The organism is Dolichospermum sp. UHCC 0352 (genome assembly GCF_009711925.1).
In the GTDB taxonomy this organism is placed as follows: Bacteria; Cyanobacteriota; Cyanobacteriia; order Cyanobacteriales; family Nostocaceae; genus Dolichospermum; species Dolichospermum lemmermannii.
In genome coordinates, this window is sequence record NZ_VIKY01000051.1 from 18276 (window position 1) to 37061 (window position 18786).

Sequence of the window (18786 nt, forward strand, 5' to 3'; positions counted from 1 at the left end):
TCCTCATACTGCCCATATTGTTAATATAACTCTACTCGTTTGATGCTTCACTCTAAGGCTCAAACAACCGTTCTTCACTTGGCTGCTGAAAGAGGATCTGTTGAAGACCTAGAACTTCATGAAGTAATGCTCAAAGGTTTCCGCGATGTTAAATGCGTGGAATCCGGTGGTCCAGAACCCGGTGTAGGTTGCGCCGGTCGTGGTATTATCACCGCTATTAACTTCCTAGAAGAAAACGGTGCTTACACAGACTTAGATTTCGTATCTTACGACGTATTGGGTGACGTTGTATGCGGTGGATTTGCTATGCCTATCCGTGAAGATTAAGCTATTTTGTCTAGGGTTTTTGTGAATGCAATTGGTTGGGAATTTTTATTTTTTTATGCCCTATTTTTGCCCTGGGAAATTTTAGAGAAATGGGATTTTTGTGAGGATTTATTCTTTTATTTACCCTATTTTGTCCCTAGCGTCAAGGGGGATACATGATTTTTGATAAATGTGTTACTGATTTTTTACAACAGTTCTAACAGTTGATTACAAATACCCTATCATAATTTTAGCTAATAGCTACTACAACATTGATGGGTATTTGATAACACATGATATCACTCTACTTTTTTGGAAATGTTCTATAAGTTAAGTCCCAACTTCCATTTGGCATGGTGGTAAAGTCTTCTCGACAGTTGCGATTGGAAAACTGACGCAAAATTTCACCGCTGATAAATTGAGTATTCATCACAAATCTTCCTAGATCCAATCGTGAGAAGTTCTGAGCCTCGTACCGACTTTGAACATATTTTGGTAAATCCTGAACCACGAATAGGAGTGTTTCTCTGTTGAGATTGGGTAGATGATCAGCCGTTTTATTCACTAGATTTTCAAGATTATGCCCGTAGTCCTCCTTATTATTTTTATCTTTTTTATTTTTAGGTTTTTTATTTGCCAAAGTTTCTTCATCAAAACCAAAAGTTATTAAAGCACCTTTTAAAAGTAGCTCAGTTGCAATACAACAGTTTTGGATTACGGCGTATTTATTGAATGAGCCTAAAAGTGTTGCTGCTGCTGCTTCAAGCTGCTGTTTTGCCAAATACCACCATTCCACTGTTTTATTTGGCAGGTTCCCCATTTTTTCAACATCATCGAGTCCATACGCAAAATCCATCAGATCGATAACCTGGTCAAAGAATATTAAGCCAGTCTGTTGATCATTAAACAGCCATTGTTTTTGTATATCAGGTACGTCTATTAGAAAATCTACTGGATTAATTGCTGGTAAGCTAGAAAGTGGAATACGTAGCGGAAAGAATACATCTCGAAACATAAATACTCCCATATACATAGGTGGCATTACCAAGTCTGTTAAACGATATAGTTTTTTGTATATCTGATCAACAGCCTTAAATAGGGGATCATAGTCCAGTATGAAATTGCTGCCTGGTTTTAACTTTTGTGCAATTATAAAGTAGGCAGATAGAGGACGTTGAAAGGGTTCTGCCCCTTTTTGAATAAGCTCATCATCTACTTCGATTACAAGTTTCATCAAATCAATTTCTTCTGTCACTTCTGCACTCCGACCAAAAATTTACACTACACATTATAATTGTATATGATGTTGCAAGTAAGTGTTTTCTTACAGTTGCTTCGAGAAATTTGATTATATAGGTGATTTTTGGTCTATCCTATTTGTCAAATTAAAGTTTTTAGTAAACATGAGGATCTTTTGTTATGTCACTTCTAAAGTTGCTACAAACATTCATTTCTGGTACTCATAATCCTGAATTGGATGCGGGACGAATAAAGCATGATAACTTGCCTGAAAGTGAATATTTTCAGGATGAGAAACTTTCAACAGATGAATTAAATAAGGATAAACAGATAACTTTCCAGAGAGGTTATGAGTTGGGGCAGATTTTGAGGGCAGCTATAAAAGAACATTACTCTCCGGCAGAAGAACAGCGAGTTATTGATAGTCTCATGAAAGCGATGGTATACCTTGGTAATAACGCCAGGATATTTCCTGATATGGACTATGAGAATATCTGGTACACAGATTACTATGACCTAATTGAATTAGCGAAAGATATGGGCTTAGGAGATAAAACCTTACCTCACTGGCCTGAAGAGTCAAATCTCTTAAACCGCTATCTAGAACTGACTACTTCTGATCTGCTTCAAATATTTCTTGGTTTTTTAGAAGAAGCTTTGCTTGATGAGTATAAATTTGGCGCAGATTTGGATAGCTGGGTTAGGTACTTGTTAAGAGAAACTTTGAAGTCGAGACAGCGGTTGGCTCGTGAACGACAAAAGCACGATGAAGCTTTCCGTTTTTCCCCTCAAATTCTAAAGACAACTGAGCAGAATAAACGCGATAACAGTAAGATATTTGAACGTTAAAAGCTCTTCCGGTGTTGTGGGTTATCGGAGCGATCGCATTTCCGGTGTGTGGTTTAGTGCGATCGCTTCTACTAAAAACGGTATAATACTTTTATTCTCAAGGATAATACTCATGGAAATCCAAGAACTTAAAGCAATAATCAAAGAAAGCATCCGCGAAGTTTTGCGAGAAGAAAGAATGTTACTTTGTCAAGTCCTCATACCCTATGTAAGTGACGAAGAACAAGAAGAACTAGATGAAATATTTGGTTCACCATCAGATTATCCAGATGAAGAATTAGTTGATATGACAGAGTGGGTAAAACATGGCCATAAAATTTCGTAAGAATGCTATTAAGTTTTTAGAAAAAGCCAATCTTGAAGATACTGAGAAAATTCAGGAAAAAATATCTCAACTTCTACTTTTTGTCGAAGAACAAGCCATTATTCCCTTTACAGAATTTGATATTAAAAAAATGAAAGGAGATTGGGAAGGATTTTATAGATTACGTATTGGTAAAATCAGAATTGTCTTTACAGTTAATACCCAATCTGGTGAAGTTGAAATTTTCACAATTGGTGCAAGAGGAGATGTTTATAAATAAAAGTTTTTAAATTAATAAAGATGTGCATTGTGGGGATGCGATAGCGTTCGCGGTAGCGTCCCGGAGGGAACTAGCGCGACCTAGGAATCATATTTAGTGTGTCCAAGTAAGTGATTTAATGCTTTAATTAGGATTAAGGATATAACTTTGAGAATTGTTATCAATTCAAAGATAAGGAGATAAAGATGCAAATTGCAGTCAAGCCAGATCAAGAAAAATACATTCTTGAAAAACTACAACAAGGTAAATATAAAAGCATTGATGAGTTATTATCTATAGCTTTTCAACTTTTAGAACAACATGATGAAAAAGAAAAACAACTCAGTGAATTAAGACGAAAAATTGCTGAAGGAACAGAACAAATTCGTCAAGGTGAAGTAATAGAAGGTGAATTAGTTTTTCAACAACTACCACAAAAGTTAAAATATGACTAAATTACTACAAAATCACAGTTTTTCAAATGCACATTATTATTCGTAAACGACTAAATGAATTTGCTAAACTTTATCCAGATACAAAAAATGCTCTATCTCAGTGGTATCAATTAATAAAGGAAAATGAATTTATCTCATTTGTAGAACTCCGTCAAATATTTCCATCAGCCGATCAAGTTGGTAAATTGACAGTTTTTAATATTGGTGGTAACAAAGTTAGACTAATTGCAGCAATTCATTATAACCGCCAAAAAATCTATATCCGTGCTGTGCTAACACATTCAGAATATGATGAAGGAAAGTGGAAAGAATAATGCAAACTTTAAACTTTGAAAAAACCATTAATGCTTGGTCATCCATTGCCGAAAATGTCTTTGTTCCTCACACAGAACAGGAATATGAACACTTAGTTGATATACTAGATTCTCTGATAGATCAAGTTGGTGAAGATGAAAACCATCCCCTTGCTTCACTCATGGAAGTCATCGGAGTTTTAATTGAAAACTATGAAAATGAACATATTCCTGAACTAGAGGATATAGATTAACTATTGGGAAGTAATTTTTAATTACTGAATTAACCCCCATTTTGCATCATCCAAACTAACATACCCAAAATTTCTTCCACAGGAGGTAGAGAATAATCCATTAAATCAATAGTAACAAGATCATTTTCCAACTTCAGGAAACGCCATTGTGTACCACTACTAATTACACCATAAATAACACGAAGGGGATTATTTTTAGCAGCATTAAATCTTTGCGCGGCCACCATCTCTGCAATACATTGTCCAAACCCAGTTCTTAAATCAGCCTTTTTTGCTTCAACAATGACAATTACAGGGGCTTCAATTTCTAACACTTCAGGAGAACTACTTAATAGAAAATCGCAAATTCCATTAAGTCCCACTGACTCATCAACTGTAAAATCTTCACCCGAAAATAAGCTAATTTGCCGATTTAAAATTCTTCTGACTTCTAACAAAACTGGGTAAATAATCCCTTCCGAACGGGCTTTTTCACTAGCAGAACCAGCCAGCGGTAAACTTTCTTCAAGATATGCTTTTAGCGTCACAGATGGTTCAATTTTTTCAAGAATAGGAATAAAACGCCCACCTTCCTGAGTTTTTAAACCAAAAGCTTCTTTAACCTTACCAATAGATGTAAATTGACTATAAGACATATCTTGTAACATTCCTAGTTTTATAAAATTACTCTTTGCGCCTCTGCGTCTTTGCGTGAGGCTAACTCTTATCCTAACTCAATTTTCATCAAACTGTGTCCCATCTGCAACCTCAATCTTTCATTGTCAATTCTCAACCTTTCATTTTCCTGTTCCAATCTAATCACCATATCCTGTAAATCTTCCACCTTTGATTTTTTCTTAATCGCTTCCTCAATTGCAACCTTGCGATTTTCTAAACTAAACCACTTTTGATAAATGGATGTGTGCATATTCACAGAATGACCCAAATTATCAGCAGCAGCTTTAATAGGAATCCCCATCAAATGCGCTCGAATTGCCCAAGCATGGCGTAAATCGTAAGGTTGAAAGGGAATCCCCACAAATCTAAACCATCTATCTGTACCATGTCGTACAGCGTTGATTTCTCTACTGGTAATTTTATTTTGGATTTTTGCTTTTAATAGTGCGATCGCTTCGGTATCCGTGGTTAAATTAAAAGTTTCTACCCAACGGGGATATAATGGTAAAGCTTCCCTTTCTCCCGTTTTACATTCTTCATTTACGCGCCATGTATTCATGACATTATCTGATGATAACCACCAATTTAAATCAGGATTAACAAAAATTTCAATGGGTCTTAATCCATAGGTTGCTAACATCCCATAAACCCATCTCCACAATTTCCAATTATTTCTATCTTCCCTAGTTGTTAACTTACTAGAACGATTAATAGCATAATTTTCAAACTTGAGATATTCCTGTTCTATGTCTGCATCAGTGGGTATATCACGTTTACGTTGAGAAATAGCCTTAATTTTTAAATTACTTAATTCTGGAACTTCTAAACCAGAGCATTTACATAAAACCCGAATTACCTTAATTAACTCATTTTTCACACTATCCGAAGATGGGCAAAATTTCACAGCATCAATAAAATTGGCATCTATAGCTAGTTTATCCTTTGGCAAATGTTTGTTAGCAATATAAAAATAACTATTAAAAGTATTATTACTTTTGAGAGTGCGTTTCCTAGTTTGGAAATAGTTGTTTTCAAACTCAGAAACCAACTCAAACATGGTGAGTAACTTAGCTTTAAATCTAGTTTTGCCTAAATATTTATCAGTCCAAATAAATTGTTTTCTGGCAATTAATTTTCCCAACTCATTAGCTTCTTCTTCTGCCGTATTTAACCCATCAAAACTAAAAGGAATACCCAAAGAAATATCATATTGCTTTGTGCTGCTACCGTTTTTATCAATATCACCTGGTTTAATAGGTAAGGTAGTTCTCAACTGTAATGAATTGCCGGATTTTCTGACAGAAACACTCACCCTAGCGGCTCTTAGTCTAGCATTAATTGCCTTTAATTCTGTGGTCAGTTTTGCCGTTAAGTGATTTTCTTGATTTTCTACTGCTTGCATTCTGCCTAAATATCCCCCGTCGGTAATAGCTGTTTGGTGAAAATCGGCAAATGCTTCCTGTGTTCTGTCCATACCCTAGATTTACCCTAATAAAAAAACTGTTCACTCCAGACAATGATTGCGGCAAACATAGTTGAGAATGAACATTTTCCGGCTTTTAAAATTATCTTATTACTCTTTCCCGTGAAGGTAAAGCACAAGAAATCTACATCGTTACATCAGGTGAAATGATGGCGATGTATGCTGCAAACAACATCGCTCGTGGTGTACTTAAATATGCTCACTCCGGTGGAGTTCGTTTAGGTGGTTTGATCTGTAACAGCCGTAACACAGACCGAGAAATCGAATTAATCGAAACCTTGGCAAAACGGTTGAACACCCAAATGATTCACTACGTTCCCCGCGACAACATAGTTCAACACGCTGAATTACGTCGGATGACAGTGAACGAGTATGCGCCTGATAGCAAACAAGCTAACGAATACCGCGCACTAGCTAAGAAGATCATCAACAACAAAAACCTCACCATTCCTACACCTATCGAAATGGAAGAGTTGGAAGAATTGTTGATTGAGTTCGGTATTCTCGAAAGCGAAGAAAACGCTGCAAAAATGCTGGCTAAATAGGCATAATTCGCTACGAAGAAAGAATTTTCTAGTACCAGGAAAAAGGCAGAGAGCAGCACATCAAAAGCTCTCACCTTTGACCAACATTTCCCTATCGCTACAGGGGACTTCATGTCCCCAAACACCTCATCCCTATTTCCGTTCCTTTAGGAGCAAGAGAGATTAACAATGACTTCGACCGACGACAAGAAGATTGTTGAACAAAGAAAAGAACTAGTTAAAGAAGTTCTCAAAGCTTACCCCGAAAAAGCTGCTAAGAAGCGTGAGAAGCATTTAAACGTATTTGAAGAAGGTAAGGCTGATTGTGGTGTTAAATCTAACATCAAATCCTTACCTGGTGTAATGACCGCTCGTGGTTGTGCTTACGCAGGTTCTAAAGGTGTGGTTTGGGGTCCTATCAAGGACATGATCCACATCAGTCACGGTCCCGTAGGTTGCGGTTACTGGTCTTGGTCTGGTCGTCGTAACTACTACTTAGGTACAACAGGTATTGATACCTTTGGTACTATGCACTTCACCTCCGACTTCCAAGAACGCGACATCGTGTTTGGTGGTGACAAGAAACTGACTAAATTAATTGAAGAATTAGATGTATTATTCCCCTTGAATCGTGGGGTTTCTATTCAATCTGAATGTCCTATCGGTTTGATTGGGGATGACATCGAAGCAGTAGCTAGAAAGACATCCAAAACCATCGGTAAGCCAGTTATTCCCGTCCGTTGCGAAGGTTTCCGTGGTGTGTCTCAGTCTTTAGGACACCACATCGCTAACGACATGATTCGTGACTGGGTATTCCCCAAAGCAGATCAAGGTAAGAAAGACGGTACATTGAAGTTTGAAGGCACTCCTTATGACGTAGCCATTATTGGTGACTACAACATCGGTGGTGATGCTTGGGCCAGCCGGATTTTGTTAGAAGAAATCGGTTTGCGCGTTGTTGCTCAATGGTCTGGTGACGGTACAATCAACGAAATGTTGATGACCCCCAACGTGAAGATGAACCTCATCCACTGTTACCGCTCGATGAACTACATCAGCCGTCACATGGAAGAAGCTTATGGTATACCCTGGTTAGAATATAACTTCTTTGGTCCTACCAAAATTGCTGAATCTTTACGCGAAATCGCTTCTAAGTTTGATGCGAAGATCCAAGCAAATGCTGAAAAAGTAATTGCTAAGTACCAACCTACTATGGATGCGATCGTTAGTCAATATCGCCCCCGTTTGGAAGGTAAGACAGTTGCAATGATGGTTGGTGGTTTACGTCCCCGTCACGTTGTTCCCGCTTTCCAAGATTTGGGAATGAAGATGATTGGTACTGGTTATGAGTTCGCTCACAGTGACGACTATAAACGTACTACTCACTACATCGAAAACGGAACTATCGTTTATGACGACGTTACCGCTTACGAATTTGAAGAGTTCATCAAAGCATTGAAGCCAGACTTAGTTGCTTCTGGTGTGAAAGAGAAGTATGTCTTCCAAAAGATGGGTCTTCCTTTCCGTCAAATGCACTCTTGGGATTACTCCGAACTTGATTATGTTGGTGGAAAGGTGCGGTAAATTTAGGTTTTTTGGTTGGGGAATTAAGAGAGTTTAATTTTTAGACTAAGTGAAATTTATATAGTTTGTGAGTAACATTGTTTGTTAGATACTGAATATAGTATAATTCTGATTCAGTCTGGTTTTGAAATTTGGCTTAAATTTGGCTTAAATCAAGAATGTTAAATGGAAAACTTTTTTATTGGGAATTTTTTTAGACTAAACTGAGTTTAACTTGAAAACCATAGTTTTTTGTAATTATGGTAAATCAACGGATATTGCAAGGGTTTAGCAATGCTCAACCCCTACGAAAGATGTAGTTTTTTACCATTATGTATAATAAGCCAATTAATATCTATTTAGACCTTTAGTGGTTGACAATATCCAATTGTTTAACATATTCCCTAAATACAGGAGATAAATTAAACAAAGTTTTCTCTCTTTCTATTAATGTAAATAAATAGCGTCTATTTAAAGACTGTAAACCATTAATCAAATCTGTAGAAGATAAAGATAAAGCTTGTTTTAAATCTTCTCTTGATATTGCTTCATTAGCTTTACTCATTTTTAAAATAATCTGTTTCTCTATGGATGATACTCGGTTAAATAATTCATTTAATTGAGATTTCATATTTTCTGTTAAGAGTAAATTATTCTCACTGATAAATTCTGAAGTCTTACCTTGAAAAATATTCCTAATCAAATTAGCAATATCTTGTAAATAGACTGGATTACCTTCATATAAATTAATGAGTTTTGACCAGCTTTCCTCATCTTTTAGTTTTTGATTTTTCAAAATATCTGTATTATCTAAACCTTGTAATTCTAAGCATTTAACCGGATACAACTCTTCATCTATGCAAATCATCTCTTGACATTGTTCTTGACTAATTAAAATCAAACTACTTTGATGTTCAATTTCTGTTATCATTGTCAAAAATGTTTTATAGTCTTTATGTTCAGGTTTGTACTGTCCAGCAAATTGTCCTGGGGTAAATAATTCTTGGATATTATCAAGAATAATTAAACATTTTTGCTGACGGAAAAGATTGAAAAGTTGAGTTAGTTTATTTTCAGTTTGAATAAATTCGGAATTAATCGCTTTGAAAATTTCAGCGATAATGGAATCTAAAGAATCGGATAGTTTAATATTTTTCCAGATGATGATATTGAAATTTTGTAAGTTTAGGTCAACAAATCTTTTAATTAAGGTAGTTTTGCCAATTCCAGGTAATCCTAAAACAGAGATAAGACGGGCATTCTGATTGATTAAGAAATGGGATAGGGTTTGTAGTTCTCTTTCTCGTCCGTAAAAATGGGTGATTTTTGGTGCAATTGTTAAATCATGATAGAATAGTTCGTTGTTTGATTTTTCTTCATGAGATTGATTTTTATCCGGTTTAGGATAATTAGAACACCAGTTAATTTTAGTATTTACTAAACCAACAAATTGAGGAGAATTTATAACTCTTTCTAAAGTCCAACAAAAATTATATTTATTAATATCTTCACCTAACTGTTCTGATAAAGTTTTAAATAACTTACGACTAACATCTCCAATATAGTTTTGACTATTGTATCCCGATTCGTCTGCTATTTGATTGTAAGTTTGACCTTGCCAAAGTCCTTTGAGAATGGCTTTTTCTAAATCGTCTAGATGTTCTCCTGTTTGTTTCTGGACTACTTGATCCACAAATTGTAATAACTCTGTAACATTCATATATTCTAGGCTGGGTAAGTATTACAGCAACAATTATAACTTAATTTCAACCATGAGAATCATACTTTTTCAGTGTTTTTTGGGTTACTGAGTTTATATTTCGTTATATAAATGCGAGAAAAACAGGTTTTTTTGGTGTAGTAAGTTCAAAAGAGAACATTTAGTATAAGAACTAGCTAAAACATAAGTACGGATATAAATTTATGGCTGACAATCAGGGTGTAACCTATGCGGTGGACTTAGTAATGTGTATTGATGGCACAGGTTCAATGGGTCATTTGATTGAAGAGGTGAAATCAACCGCTCTGAAGTTTTATGAGAAGCTAGAAGCCAAAATGAAAGAAAAAACTAAGAAAATTGACCAACTTAGAGCTAAGGTGATTGTATTTCGGGATTATTGGGCAGATTCACCAGAAATTGCGATGCAATGTTCAGAATTTTTTGATTTGCGATCGCAGTCCCCAGATTTTGCTAATTTTATCTCTCGAATTGAAGCTGAAGGTGGTGGGGATGAACCCGAAAACGGCTTAGAAGGATTGGGGTTAGCACTTAAATCCGACTGGCAAAAAGGGAATTTTAGCAAGCAAAGATATGTGGTAGTTGTTTACACAGATGCCAGCGCTCATAGTTTAGAAAAAGGTGGAAAACCTAGCAACTACCCTAATAATATCCCAAAAACCTTTGATGAATTGACAGATTATTGGCACGAAATTCCAGTATCAGCCAAACGATTGCTTTTATTTGCTCCTGATGCTTCACCTTGGACGGTTATGAGTAGCTGGGAAAATACAATTCATTATGTTTCCGCAGCGGGTAATGGATTAGAAGAATTAGAAAAAGATCAGATTTTAGATGCGATCGCTAACAGTATATAAGCAATGACAGTTAACTTAATCATGAAAATATGAGTGGTTAAGTTAAGTTTCTTAATTAAAATAAAAACTTCAACAAGGACTTTAGTAATGGTTATGACAAAATTTCAGTTCGTAGTAAATTTAGAAGTAGCTGAAAATAAAGGTGAAGATGATAACCTAATCGAATATTTTGAACGAACACAAATTTATTTGATGGGAGTATTTGATGGTTTAGGAGGTCGTTCTGCTGGTTATGGTGGTCAAACTGGAGGACGGATTGCTTCAGAAATAGCATCGAAAATTAGTAAAGAATTTTTCAAACAATGGAATGGTAAGATAACTTCAGAAAATGCTATAGAATTACAAAAAAAAATTTGTCAAGCACTAAAAAAAGCCGCAGATGATAATAATATGCGAACCACTTCATCTCGGCTTAAAGGTTCTTTAATAGAGCATAAACTTTGCACAACAATTGCCTTAGCTAGTATTCCTAAACAACAAACTCAGGATAAAATTTTTGAAGCTAATTTAGCTTGGATGGGAGATTCACGAATTTATTTTCTTAGTCCCACTAAAGGATTACAGCAATTAACTAAGGATGATTTAGTAACTTCCAAAGATGCCTTTGAAATGCTCAGACAAGATCCGCCTATGTCCCAATATTTAACTGCTGATATTAATCCCAAATGGCAAATCCATTTTCAGAATTATAGATTTGAAGAAGCTGGCTGTTTTCTAGCTTGTACTGATGGTTGTTTTCAGTATTTTTCTGCTCCTTGGGAGTTTGAAAAATTGTTACTAGAAACACTTTTAAATTCAGAAGGTGATAAAATAGAAGATACTAATTGGAGAGAATTAATTGATCAAAAATATACCGAAATTAAACAAGATGATGTTTCTTTAATTATTTATGCGGCTGGTTTTAATGTAATAAAACATCTTAAAAAATCTTATCAAGAGCGATTAAAATATATCCAAAGTAACTTTATTGCTGATACAAATAACTATGATAGCTTAAAAAAGCTATGGGAAAATTATAGAATTGATTATGAATATTATCTACAATTTATTCAAGATATTCCACCTATTTCTCATGTATCTGCTTCAGAAGATAAATCTTCTATACCAGTTGCTATAGCTATTGCAAATCCGAGTACAAATAACCTGTTCCAACAATTTAACGAATTGTCTAAACAAAAAGCAGATGAAGAAGTTAAAAGGCTTTATGATCGTGCTAAATATTGTTATCAAAATTATCAGTTTTCAGAAGCACGAAAATTATGTAAGCAAGCTTTACAAATAGAACCAGATGAAATTGATCTTAAATATCTATTAGGATTAATTTACTATCAATTAGCAGAAAAAGAGTATAATGATCAACAAAAAAATCAATTTTTAACTGATGCTGCTTTTCAAATTAAAGAAGTTATTAACCGTCCACCAGAGAAGTCAATGGAAATATTTGTAGAAGCATATAAAACTTTAGGTAAAATTTATTATAGATTAAACGATTGGGAAAAAGCGGTTAAATTTTATGAGGATTTTTTCAAATGTGAAGGTTCGGAAAAATGTGTAAATTCCAAAGATTTTGATCAGCACTTAGAGTTTTTTGTTAATTCTCTTGTGAAATCAAAAGTCAATAAATATAACCCCGCTAATGCAGCAATTCAGTTTTGTCAACGGATAATTGATAGTAATTCAATTTTACCTTATGGGAAAAAACCTTTAATTTATTACTTTATGGCAAGTTTACAAGAAATAGAAGGAGAGTTTAATGCTGCATTAAATAGTCTAGAAATACTCTTGGAATTAGATTTGTATTCAGAGTATCGAATGGAACGAAAAGCAAAGGAAAAACATCAAAATATTTTGAATAGATTAAATAATAGGAGATAGTAATCAATGTCTTATAAAACAGGTGATCTAATTGCTGATAAATATTTAGTAACCCGTGAATTTGACAGCGCTAATGGTGGGCAATGTCAATGGGGTTTTGCTGTAAATATCAATGATGGTAATGAGTATTTTGTGAAAAAATTTCTGAGTCCCGTATATCCAGGAGAAAAAGCACCAGGAGGCGAAAAAAGTAAACAAAAGCGTCGTGATCAATGCGATAAATTTGCTATGAAACAATTACTAATTCAAGAAGCACTATCTGCTTGTGGTTATGGTGGTTCAGTTGTTGTCACGGTAGACTTTTTTAAATATGGTAATGAAAATGGTGAACATTTTTTTAAAGTTTGTCAAAAAGTAGATACTAGCTCTTTATCAAAAGTCATACATACATTAGAACCAGAAAAGCGTTTATTTGTTATGCTAACAGCGGTAGGAGCGCTTAAAATTTTACATCACAATGGTATTGTTCATCTTGATTTGAAACCAGATAATATCCTAATTCAAGAATGGGAAGGAAAACAAATTGCCAAAATTATTGATTTTGATAGCAGTATTATTGAAGGAGAATCAATAGCAGTGGAATTTTTAGTAGGTGATCCAGTATATTATTCACCTGAATTTGCTAAACATATTTCTACAAATGGAGAAACACCAGCACCAAACAAGAAATCTGATATTTTTTCCTTGGGGTTAATTTTATGTGAATATTGGACTGGTAGTCGTCCTATTTTATCAGGAAGCTATACTTATGCCCATGAAGCAGTTTTAGATGGAAAAAAACTTGAATTACCACAAGTTAAGACTAAATTGCGTGGAACTATGATTCAAACGCCACTAGATACAGAAGTGCGTAATCTGATAGGAAAAATGTTAATTTTAAGTCCTGAAAAAAGACCTCAAATAACTGAAGTACAGCAACAGATTAAATATCTTTATAATCATGGTACTTTACCTAAAAATGATAAAAATAAAGATGCCAAAAATCAGTTAATTATAAATTTTTAACTTCCATGAAAAAAACATACAAATGTAAAAGTTGTGGCTGTGAAGTTGTATCTCTGATGAAACCTTCTGAATGTCAAGTTTGTGGAGGAAGAGAATGGATGATGCTAACTACTACTAAAACCGTTAATTTAGGAGATGAACCAATGGCTATTGATAAAGACTTATTATCTTCATTCAAATTTCGATCAACAATACAGAATTTCTGCCGAACTGTTGACTGGAATCTTTATAGTATTGATGATACAAGAGCTATCCTGAGATTTAGTATGGATTCTGGTAGTACACAAACTGTATTTATTCTCAAATATGATTCGACTCTAGAATTTTCTTGTCCGAGTAGTTTAAAATTTGATGATACAGATGATATACCGCATAGTTTATCTACTTGGCTATTGATAAGTAATGCACGATATAAATTCGGTTTTTGGTGTATAGAAAAGATAGAAGATAAGCAGGTTTTTTCAATTATTCATAATGCAGAAATGAGTTTAATTGATATTAATTATTTCTGCAAAATAGTTGATAGACTAGTACAAGAATGTGATAAAGTTGAACAAACAATAGCAAACATAATGAATAGTTAATGGTAATTATAGCAGGCGAGGCGATCGCTACCAATTAATGACCTTCAAACGGTTGATCTTTGCAAATTCTTGATCAGCAGTCACTAAGCTTGCTGAATTTTGGATTGTTATTGCAGCAATTACTGCATCAGGTAATTTTAACCGATATTGCTGACGAATTTCGATAATCTTGTCAACTAATACCGGATCACCTGCTGCCAAACCAACAATTTCCACTCGCTGAATAAATTGTTGAAAAAGTTGGAGATCGCTTTGAGTTAGCCCAGAAAAAACCAAAAATTCAATCTGGCTAATAATCGAAATCCCAATCCAATTAGCATTTTGAAGTAATTGAATAAGTTGGGTATTACCTTGTAACAGTGCAATGATCGCATTCGTATCTAGCACATAGCGATTACCATTCATCTCTTAATGTCCTTTGCATCACTACTGCATCTCCTTGCCAATTTAACCGTCCTACCAAATCAGAAAAATCATACTTGAGATTTTGATCTTTAGATGGGACAACTGGATTAATTACCAGCACAATACTTACTTCTCCCGGATCAAGTTGTGTGGGAATGTCAAGATGCAAATGACCTGATGAATCCACTATCGTTGTAAGTTGAAGAACTTCCATTTTGATGTTAATAATTGGATATCAATTTTATTTTAGTCCAAACTCAAGTAACAATCATCATAAATGATAAATAAAATTCTGTAAATCCTAAAATCCTGGATATCCTGATAGCGAAGCGTGGCGTTAGCCATTTCAGACAATTAATGCTACAATAAACAAATAATTACTTGGTATCATATCATGATGATTACTCAAGCACTGGAATTACAACCTAACATCTTAGAAGATATATCAGAAGATATCATTTTCCCCCCCAGTGACCTATATAGTGATGAACCTCCCGTGGAAACAGAACTGCATCTCGAACAAATAATGCTCTTAATAAAATCTCTCAAATGGTTATGGAAAGAGAGAACTGATTTTTATGCTGTTGGAAATCTGAGTATTTACTATAGTCCTCATCAAAAGAAATCAGAAGATGTGAGAGGTCCAGATTTTTTCGTAGTTTTAGGAACAGAACGGAAAACTAGAAAAAGTTGGGTAGTGTGGGAAGAAAATGGTAAATATCCTAACCTGATTGTGGAAATTCTCTCACCAACCACAGCTAAAACTGATAGAGAAACTAAAAAAGAACTTTATCAAGATACTTTCCGCACACCTGAGTATTTTTGGTTTGATCCCTATACTTTAGAATTTGCAGGTTTTTATTTAATACATGGTAAATATCAACCTGTAGAACCCAATGAAAAGGGACATTTATGGAGTCAAGAATTAGGTTTATATTTAGGAATTGTTCAGGGTTTATTAAGGTATTTTACATCTACTGGATCTTTAGTTCCTACACCGGAAGAAAGTGCAGAATTTGAAACCCAAAGAGCAGCAATTGAAACCCAAAGAGCAACAATTGAAGCCCAAAGAGCAACAATTGAAGCCCAAAGAGCAGCAATGTTTGATGAAAAAGCTCAACGGTTAGCAGCAAAGTTGCGAGAATTAAATATTGATCCAGATACAATTTAATTTAGATCCCATTTAGATCCCCGACTTCTCAAAGAAGTCGGGGATCTAGTTTGTGGTAAAATTTCCTAATCAGAGATGAAATCTCTAAACTCACTTCTGCATTTATCTGTTGAGTAGAAAGAAGGAAACGCCTTTTTAGGGATTGAATACTACTAACTATTGGCTCATAAACCTGATAACTATTTTCCAGTTCACTTAGTAAAACTGACCCTTTTTGACTGGCTATAAAATCCAGTAATTCTACTTCTGATGCAGGTAAGATATCTAAACTTTGCTCTAAAAAAGCCGTTAATTCAATATCTAAAAAAGGTTGATCTAGCTGCAAAAATTTATTGGTGTCACCTGCAAATAATTCTTGAATAAGATAACCAATTATTTGTAAATATTGGGGAGTTCCTTGATAAATATTCAGCAATTTTCGATAATTTTCCTCATTTTTCAAGCCAAATTTTTTAAGAATGTTTACACCATCATCATCTAATCCCAATAATTCCAGGGTGAAAACATGACTATGATCATTTTGTGGTTTAGATAATTGACGAATTTCCTCACTACTATTAATAATTAGACAACTTCGATGTTTGGTTGTTGATAATAATTTAAATAGATTCCCGTATTCTTCATATCCTGGTTGATATTTACCTGATACTTGATGCTTTGAAAAAATATAGTTAACATCGTCAATGATAATCAGATAAGAGTGTTTTTCTATGGCTTTTTTAAATTGTGAAAGTTGATGAGGTGAATTATCTGGAATAAGCTGATTATTAAGGTAAATTATCTCTGTGATTAGTTGTGTTAAACTGGGTAGAGATTTTAAACTTTTATAAATAACGAACTCAAAACTTTCTTTGATATGATCAACTAATTTTAAAGCTAAAGCAGTTTTTCCAATACCTTTAATACCCAGTAAAGTTATTAAATTACATTTTCCTTGGAGGATTTTTTGTTGTAGTAATGATAATTCTACTTTCCGTCCATAAAAATCACCGATTTCAGGTGCATCTTTTAAGTCTAAATGAGAGGTTATCTGTTCTTGTTTATGGATCATTTCATCATTTTCTGATGATGGTGCAGATTCTTTAAATATATTACCACTATTGATTTGTATTCCTTTGAAAATATTAGTTGAAGAGAAACTACATTTACCTAAAGTTGACTTGACATTAAATTTATTAACTTTTTTTCCAACTGCTTGAGATAAGGATTTCCACAGTTTACTGGCGCTATCCTTGATGTATTTTTCGCTGTGTTGGTGTTCCTTGGCGATATCTGCGTAAGTTCTACCCTGTAGTGTCCCTTCTAGGATAGCTCTTTGTAAATCATTGAGATGCTGTCCTTGATGCTCAAAGACTTGGTTATCTGCAATTTCAATTATCTCTTCAATATTTAACACTACTCCCCCCCTTCAAGTCAAGACTTTTTGATATTCTATCATGCTTTTAATACGTCTTCTAGCGAAACTACATAGGTAAAAATCATCTGCGCTGGTTGTAAACTTGTTAGCCTGGCGACTGGAAGTCACGGTTACACAGACAAAACCCCCCTTTGCGGGTTTAGTGCAAGAGATAAATTTTTGACTAATGGCATTTGTGAAGATTTTTATGGGTGACATAATATTACGTTTAAAGACTTTTATATTACTTCCACATACCTTTGAGGGCTTTACATCTTCTTTTGGGCATATTAAAGTAAGTATGTTTGAAAACTATTGTAACTTATTGTGGGTTGGGTAGTGAATTTCATATTTATCTACATTTACTCCCAATAACAATTTGTACGTTATTTGAACGGGGGAATTGACATGAATAAGATCATATCATCTGCGATCGCTGTTTCTGCCATTACTGTATCTACTGTCTTTGGTTTAAGTTTAGTTAATGTTAACTCTTCCAAAGCCGATCTAGAGTCTAAGCGTGAGATAGCACAAGGTTTGGGTCAATCGGGACAACTACCACAAACAGTCGTGTTGCAACTAGACACAAAGTCTCTCAACAATTTAACTTGTGAAATTACTACAATTCCTGCAAACCCATCTTCTTATTCCCAAAGGAGTAAATATGACCGACAGGTTTTTGAGTGTAAAAGTAGATTGAGGTAACAGCACTAACAGGTACTTTAGGATCTAATAACTTTTATTGTCATCAATTAATTACCGTCCAATTAGCCACTTTATTTTGGTGTGATCGCTCATCAATAGAGTTATTCAGATACCCGATTTCTCTAAGAAGTCGGGTATCTAAGCAATAATCAATCACATCCTGGAAATCCTCATATAGCTTGCGCCACGCTATCAGATAAATGCTACAATTAATTAGTAACGACAAACAGTAAACAAAATGGAAAGTAGAATAACTATTCATCCAGATATTTGCAATGGACGACCTATTATTACTAATACTCGAATTTCTGTACAAACAATTATGGAGTTTTTAGGCGCTGGTGATTCAATTGAGGAAATTCTGGAAGAGTACCCCTCTCTACAACGAGAAGATATTTATGCTTGTATTCAATTTGCAGCAAAGTTGATGGGGAATCACTACGAAGTGAGAAAAATCGCATGAATGGGTTTTTATTCGATGAAAATCTACCCGTGAAAATTCAATTTACCCCATCTTTACCCATTGTCCATGTTTCCATCTTAGGTGACAGTCCAAGTGATACCCAAATATGGCAGTATGCGAAAGAAAGAAAACTGGTAATTGTTACCAAAGATGCAGATTTTTCTGATCGCATGATGGTTGATTTACTCCCGCCTAAAGTAGTACATCTACGCTTTGGGAATGTGCGAAAACGTCAATTTCACTCACTCCTGTCCAGAGTTTGGCCAGAAATTGAAATTTTAGTGGCTGATCATCAGTTAATTAATATTTATTTGGATCAGATTGAAGCTTTTAAATAATTAATGTTTGATACTAGAAAGCGATCGCTTAAAATGATAAATCACATCCTGTAAGTTATCAGA

General features: G+C 34.6%; 22 protein-coding genes and 2 pseudogenes. 17 read left to right on the plus strand and 7 right to left on the minus strand.

Translation table 11 applies throughout. The features are described 5' to 3' along the window. Nucleotides 1-27 precede the first annotated feature (27 nt). Nucleotides 28-321, plus strand: a pseudogene (gene nifH, locus FJR06_RS03265) (nitrogenase reductase); the annotation flags it as partial. Nucleotides 322-610: 289 nt separating this feature from the next. Here the strand turns inward: nifH (FJR06_RS03265) and FJR06_RS03270 are convergent. Then, nucleotides 611-1561: a hypothetical protein gene (locus FJR06_RS03270; protein ID WP_148279078.1), complete on the minus strand. Its 951-nt coding sequence runs from the start codon at nt 1559-1561 to the stop codon at nt 611-613. Between the two features lie 164 nt (nt 1562-1725). On the opposite strand from FJR06_RS03270, the gene FJR06_RS03275 reads away from it, so the two are divergent. From FJR06_RS03275 to FJR06_RS03300, 6 genes are all read left to right on the plus strand, one after another. Further along, nucleotides 1726-2394, plus strand: a complete 669-nt coding sequence (locus tag FJR06_RS03275) for a hypothetical protein (RefSeq protein ID WP_015081297.1) — start codon at nt 1726-1728, stop codon at nt 2392-2394. Further along, nucleotides 2384-2719: a hypothetical protein gene (locus tag FJR06_RS24205; RefSeq protein ID WP_235081886.1), complete on the plus strand. Its 336-nt coding sequence runs from the start codon at nt 2384-2386 to the stop codon at nt 2717-2719. The genes FJR06_RS03275 and FJR06_RS24205 overlap by 11 nt, the downstream gene beginning before the upstream one ends. Beyond that, nucleotides 2700-2978: a type II toxin-antitoxin system RelE/ParE family toxin gene (locus FJR06_RS03285; protein WP_015081299.1), complete on the plus strand. Its 279-nt coding sequence runs from the start codon at nt 2700-2702 to the stop codon at nt 2976-2978. The genes FJR06_RS24205 and FJR06_RS03285 overlap by 20 nt, the downstream gene beginning before the upstream one ends. A gap of 185 nt (nt 2979-3163) precedes the next feature. Beyond that, complete coding sequence (locus FJR06_RS03290; protein WP_015081300.1) at nt 3164-3412, plus strand: type II toxin-antitoxin system ParD family antitoxin; 249 nt, start codon at nt 3164-3166, stop codon at nt 3410-3412. Between the two features lie 26 nt (nt 3413-3438). After that, nucleotides 3439-3726, plus strand: coding sequence for a type II toxin-antitoxin system HigB family toxin (locus FJR06_RS03295; protein ID WP_015081301.1), 288 nt, complete (start codon nt 3439-3441; stop codon nt 3724-3726). Next, on the plus strand, nt 3726-3959 hold the full coding sequence (locus FJR06_RS03300) for a hypothetical protein (protein ID WP_015081302.1): 234 nt from the start codon (nt 3726-3728) through the stop codon (nt 3957-3959). Before FJR06_RS03295 ends, FJR06_RS03300 begins: the two co-directional genes overlap by 1 nt. Nucleotides 3960-3988: 29 nt before the next feature. On the opposite strand, the gene FJR06_RS03305 is transcribed toward FJR06_RS03300, so the two are convergent. After that, nucleotides 3989-4594, minus strand: a complete 606-nt coding sequence (locus tag FJR06_RS03305; RefSeq protein ID WP_015081303.1) for a hypothetical protein — start codon at nt 4592-4594, stop codon at nt 3989-3991. Nucleotides 4595-4662: 68 nt separating this feature from the next. Further along, nucleotides 4663-6090 carry a site-specific integrase gene (locus FJR06_RS03310; RefSeq protein WP_015081304.1) on the minus strand — a complete coding sequence of 476 codons (1428 nt, stop codon included), beginning with the start codon at nt 6088-6090 and terminating at the stop codon, nt 4663-4665. A gap of 110 nt (nt 6091-6200) precedes the next feature. On the opposite strand from FJR06_RS03310, the pseudogene nifH (FJR06_RS03315) reads away from it, so the two are divergent. Together nifH (FJR06_RS03315) and nifD are read left to right on the plus strand one after the other, a co-directional pair. After that, nucleotides 6201-6644: pseudogene (gene nifH / locus FJR06_RS03315) on the plus strand (nitrogenase reductase); the annotation flags it as partial. 168 nt (nt 6645-6812) lie between these two features. Further along, complete coding sequence (nifD, locus tag FJR06_RS03320) at nt 6813-8207, plus strand: nitrogenase molybdenum-iron protein alpha chain (protein ID WP_051155216.1); 1395 nt, start codon at nt 6813-6815, stop codon at nt 8205-8207. 346 nt (nt 8208-8553) lie between these two features. Here the strand turns inward: nifD and FJR06_RS03325 are convergent, their stop codons facing one another. Continuing rightward, on the minus strand, nt 8554-9906 hold the full coding sequence (locus FJR06_RS03325) for an AAA family ATPase (RefSeq protein WP_168650754.1): 1353 nt from the start codon (nt 9904-9906) through the stop codon (nt 8554-8556). Nucleotides 9907-10109: 203 nt separating this feature from the next. Between FJR06_RS03325 and FJR06_RS03330 the strand changes: the two genes are divergently transcribed. The 4 genes from FJR06_RS03330 to FJR06_RS03345 all read left to right on the plus strand — a co-directional run bounded on the left by FJR06_RS03330 (nt 10110) and on the right by FJR06_RS03345 (nt 14245). Continuing rightward, nucleotides 10110-10781, plus strand: coding sequence for a vWA domain-containing protein (locus FJR06_RS03330; RefSeq protein ID WP_053540129.1), 672 nt, complete (start codon nt 10110-10112; stop codon nt 10779-10781). Nucleotides 10782-10874: 93 nt separating this feature from the next. Then, the gene (locus FJR06_RS03335; RefSeq protein ID WP_168650756.1) at nt 10875-12656 is read left to right on the plus strand and encodes a protein phosphatase 2C domain-containing protein; all 1782 of its coding nucleotides are present in this window, start codon (nt 10875-10877) and stop codon (nt 12654-12656) included. 6 nt (nt 12657-12662) lie between these two features. Next, on the plus strand, nt 12663-13661 hold the full coding sequence (locus FJR06_RS03340) for a protein kinase (protein WP_168650758.1): 999 nt from the start codon (nt 12663-12665) through the stop codon (nt 13659-13661). 5 nt (nt 13662-13666) lie between these two features. Further along, on the plus strand, nt 13667-14245 hold the full coding sequence (locus tag FJR06_RS03345; protein ID WP_174783410.1) for a hypothetical protein: 579 nt from the start codon (nt 13667-13669) through the stop codon (nt 14243-14245). 27 nt (nt 14246-14272) lie between these two features. Here the strand turns inward: FJR06_RS03345 and FJR06_RS03350 are convergent, their stop codons facing one another. Both FJR06_RS03350 and FJR06_RS03355 read right to left on the minus strand, forming a co-directional pair. Continuing rightward, a complete protein-coding gene (locus FJR06_RS03350) occupies nt 14273-14650 on the minus strand; it encodes a type II toxin-antitoxin system VapC family toxin (RefSeq protein ID WP_053540127.1) in 378 nt (125 codons plus the stop codon). Then, on the minus strand, nt 14640-14864 hold the full coding sequence (locus FJR06_RS03355; protein ID WP_015081312.1) for a hypothetical protein: 225 nt from the start codon (nt 14862-14864) through the stop codon (nt 14640-14642). Before FJR06_RS03355 ends, FJR06_RS03350 begins: the two co-directional genes overlap by 11 nt. Before the next feature lie 180 nt (nt 14865-15044). On the opposite strand from FJR06_RS03355, the gene FJR06_RS03360 reads away from it, so the two are divergent. Beyond that, nucleotides 15045-15821 (plus strand): Uma2 family endonuclease, encoded by a 777-nt coding sequence (locus tag FJR06_RS03360; protein WP_015081313.1) that lies wholly within the window; start codon nt 15045-15047, stop codon nt 15819-15821. Between the two features lie 28 nt (nt 15822-15849). On the opposite strand, the gene FJR06_RS03365 is transcribed toward FJR06_RS03360, so the two are convergent. Further along, nucleotides 15850-17217, minus strand: coding sequence for an NB-ARC domain-containing protein (locus tag FJR06_RS03365; RefSeq protein ID WP_168650760.1), 1368 nt, complete (start codon nt 17215-17217; stop codon nt 15850-15852). Between the two features lie 408 nt (nt 17218-17625). On the opposite strand from FJR06_RS03365, the gene FJR06_RS03370 reads away from it, so the two are divergent. From FJR06_RS03370 to FJR06_RS03380, 3 genes are all read left to right on the plus strand, one after another. Next, the gene (locus FJR06_RS03370; protein WP_041458125.1) at nt 17626-17922 is read left to right on the plus strand and encodes a hypothetical protein; all 297 of its coding nucleotides are present in this window, start codon (nt 17626-17628) and stop codon (nt 17920-17922) included. Between the two features lie 238 nt (nt 17923-18160). Next, the gene (locus tag FJR06_RS03375) at nt 18161-18385 is read left to right on the plus strand and encodes a DUF433 domain-containing protein (protein ID WP_039201637.1); all 225 of its coding nucleotides are present in this window, start codon (nt 18161-18163) and stop codon (nt 18383-18385) included. Beyond that, the gene (locus tag FJR06_RS03380; protein ID WP_168650762.1) at nt 18382-18723 is read left to right on the plus strand and encodes a DUF5615 family PIN-like protein; all 342 of its coding nucleotides are present in this window, start codon (nt 18382-18384) and stop codon (nt 18721-18723) included. Before FJR06_RS03375 ends, FJR06_RS03380 begins: the two co-directional genes overlap by 4 nt. Nucleotides 18724-18786: the final 63 nt, after the last annotated feature.

Bases quoted from the DNA above. Each gene is read 5' to 3' on its own strand.
- FJR06_RS03275 (WP_015081297.1), top strand. From the start codon at position 1,726: ATGTCACTTCTAAAGTTGCTACAAACATTCATTTCTGGTACTCATAAT.
- FJR06_RS03285 (WP_015081299.1), top strand. From the start codon at position 2,700: ATGGCCATAAAATTTCGTAAGAATGCTATTAAGTTTTTAGAAAAAGCC.
- FJR06_RS03290 (WP_015081300.1), top strand. From the start codon at position 3,164: ATGCAAATTGCAGTCAAGCCAGATCAAGAAAAATACATTCTTGAAAAA.
- FJR06_RS03295 (WP_015081301.1), top strand. From the start codon at position 3,439: ATGCACATTATTATTCGTAAACGACTAAATGAATTTGCTAAACTTTAT.
- FJR06_RS03300 (WP_015081302.1), top strand. From the start codon at position 3,726: ATGCAAACTTTAAACTTTGAAAAAACCATTAATGCTTGGTCATCCATT.
- FJR06_RS03305 (WP_015081303.1), bottom strand. From the start codon at position 4,594: ATGTCTTATAGTCAATTTACATCTATTGGTAAGGTTAAAGAAGCTTTT.
- FJR06_RS03310 (WP_015081304.1), bottom strand. From the start codon at position 6,090: ATGGACAGAACACAGGAAGCATTTGCCGATTTTCACCAAACAGCTATT.
- nifD (WP_051155216.1), top strand. From the start codon at position 6,813: ATGACTTCGACCGACGACAAGAAGATTGTTGAACAAAGAAAAGAACTA.
- FJR06_RS03325 (WP_168650754.1), bottom strand. From the start codon at position 9,906: ATGAATGTTACAGAGTTATTACAATTTGTGGATCAAGTAGTCCAGAAA.
- FJR06_RS03330 (WP_053540129.1), top strand. From the start codon at position 10,110: ATGGCTGACAATCAGGGTGTAACCTATGCGGTGGACTTAGTAATGTGT.
- FJR06_RS03335 (WP_168650756.1), top strand. From the start codon at position 10,875: ATGACAAAATTTCAGTTCGTAGTAAATTTAGAAGTAGCTGAAAATAAA.
- FJR06_RS03340 (WP_168650758.1), top strand. From the start codon at position 12,663: ATGTCTTATAAAACAGGTGATCTAATTGCTGATAAATATTTAGTAACC.
- FJR06_RS03345 (WP_174783410.1), top strand. From the start codon at position 13,667: ATGAAAAAAACATACAAATGTAAAAGTTGTGGCTGTGAAGTTGTATCT.
- FJR06_RS03350 (WP_053540127.1), bottom strand. From the start codon at position 14,650: ATGAATGGTAATCGCTATGTGCTAGATACGAATGCGATCATTGCACTG.
- FJR06_RS03355 (WP_015081312.1), bottom strand. From the start codon at position 14,864: ATGGAAGTTCTTCAACTTACAACGATAGTGGATTCATCAGGTCATTTG.
- FJR06_RS03360 (WP_015081313.1), top strand. From the start codon at position 15,045: ATGATGATTACTCAAGCACTGGAATTACAACCTAACATCTTAGAAGAT.
- FJR06_RS03370 (WP_041458125.1), top strand. From the start codon at position 17,626: ATGAATAAGATCATATCATCTGCGATCGCTGTTTCTGCCATTACTGTA.
- FJR06_RS03375 (WP_039201637.1), top strand. From the start codon at position 18,161: ATGGAAAGTAGAATAACTATTCATCCAGATATTTGCAATGGACGACCT.
- FJR06_RS03380 (WP_168650762.1), top strand. From the start codon at position 18,382: ATGAATGGGTTTTTATTCGATGAAAATCTACCCGTGAAAATTCAATTT.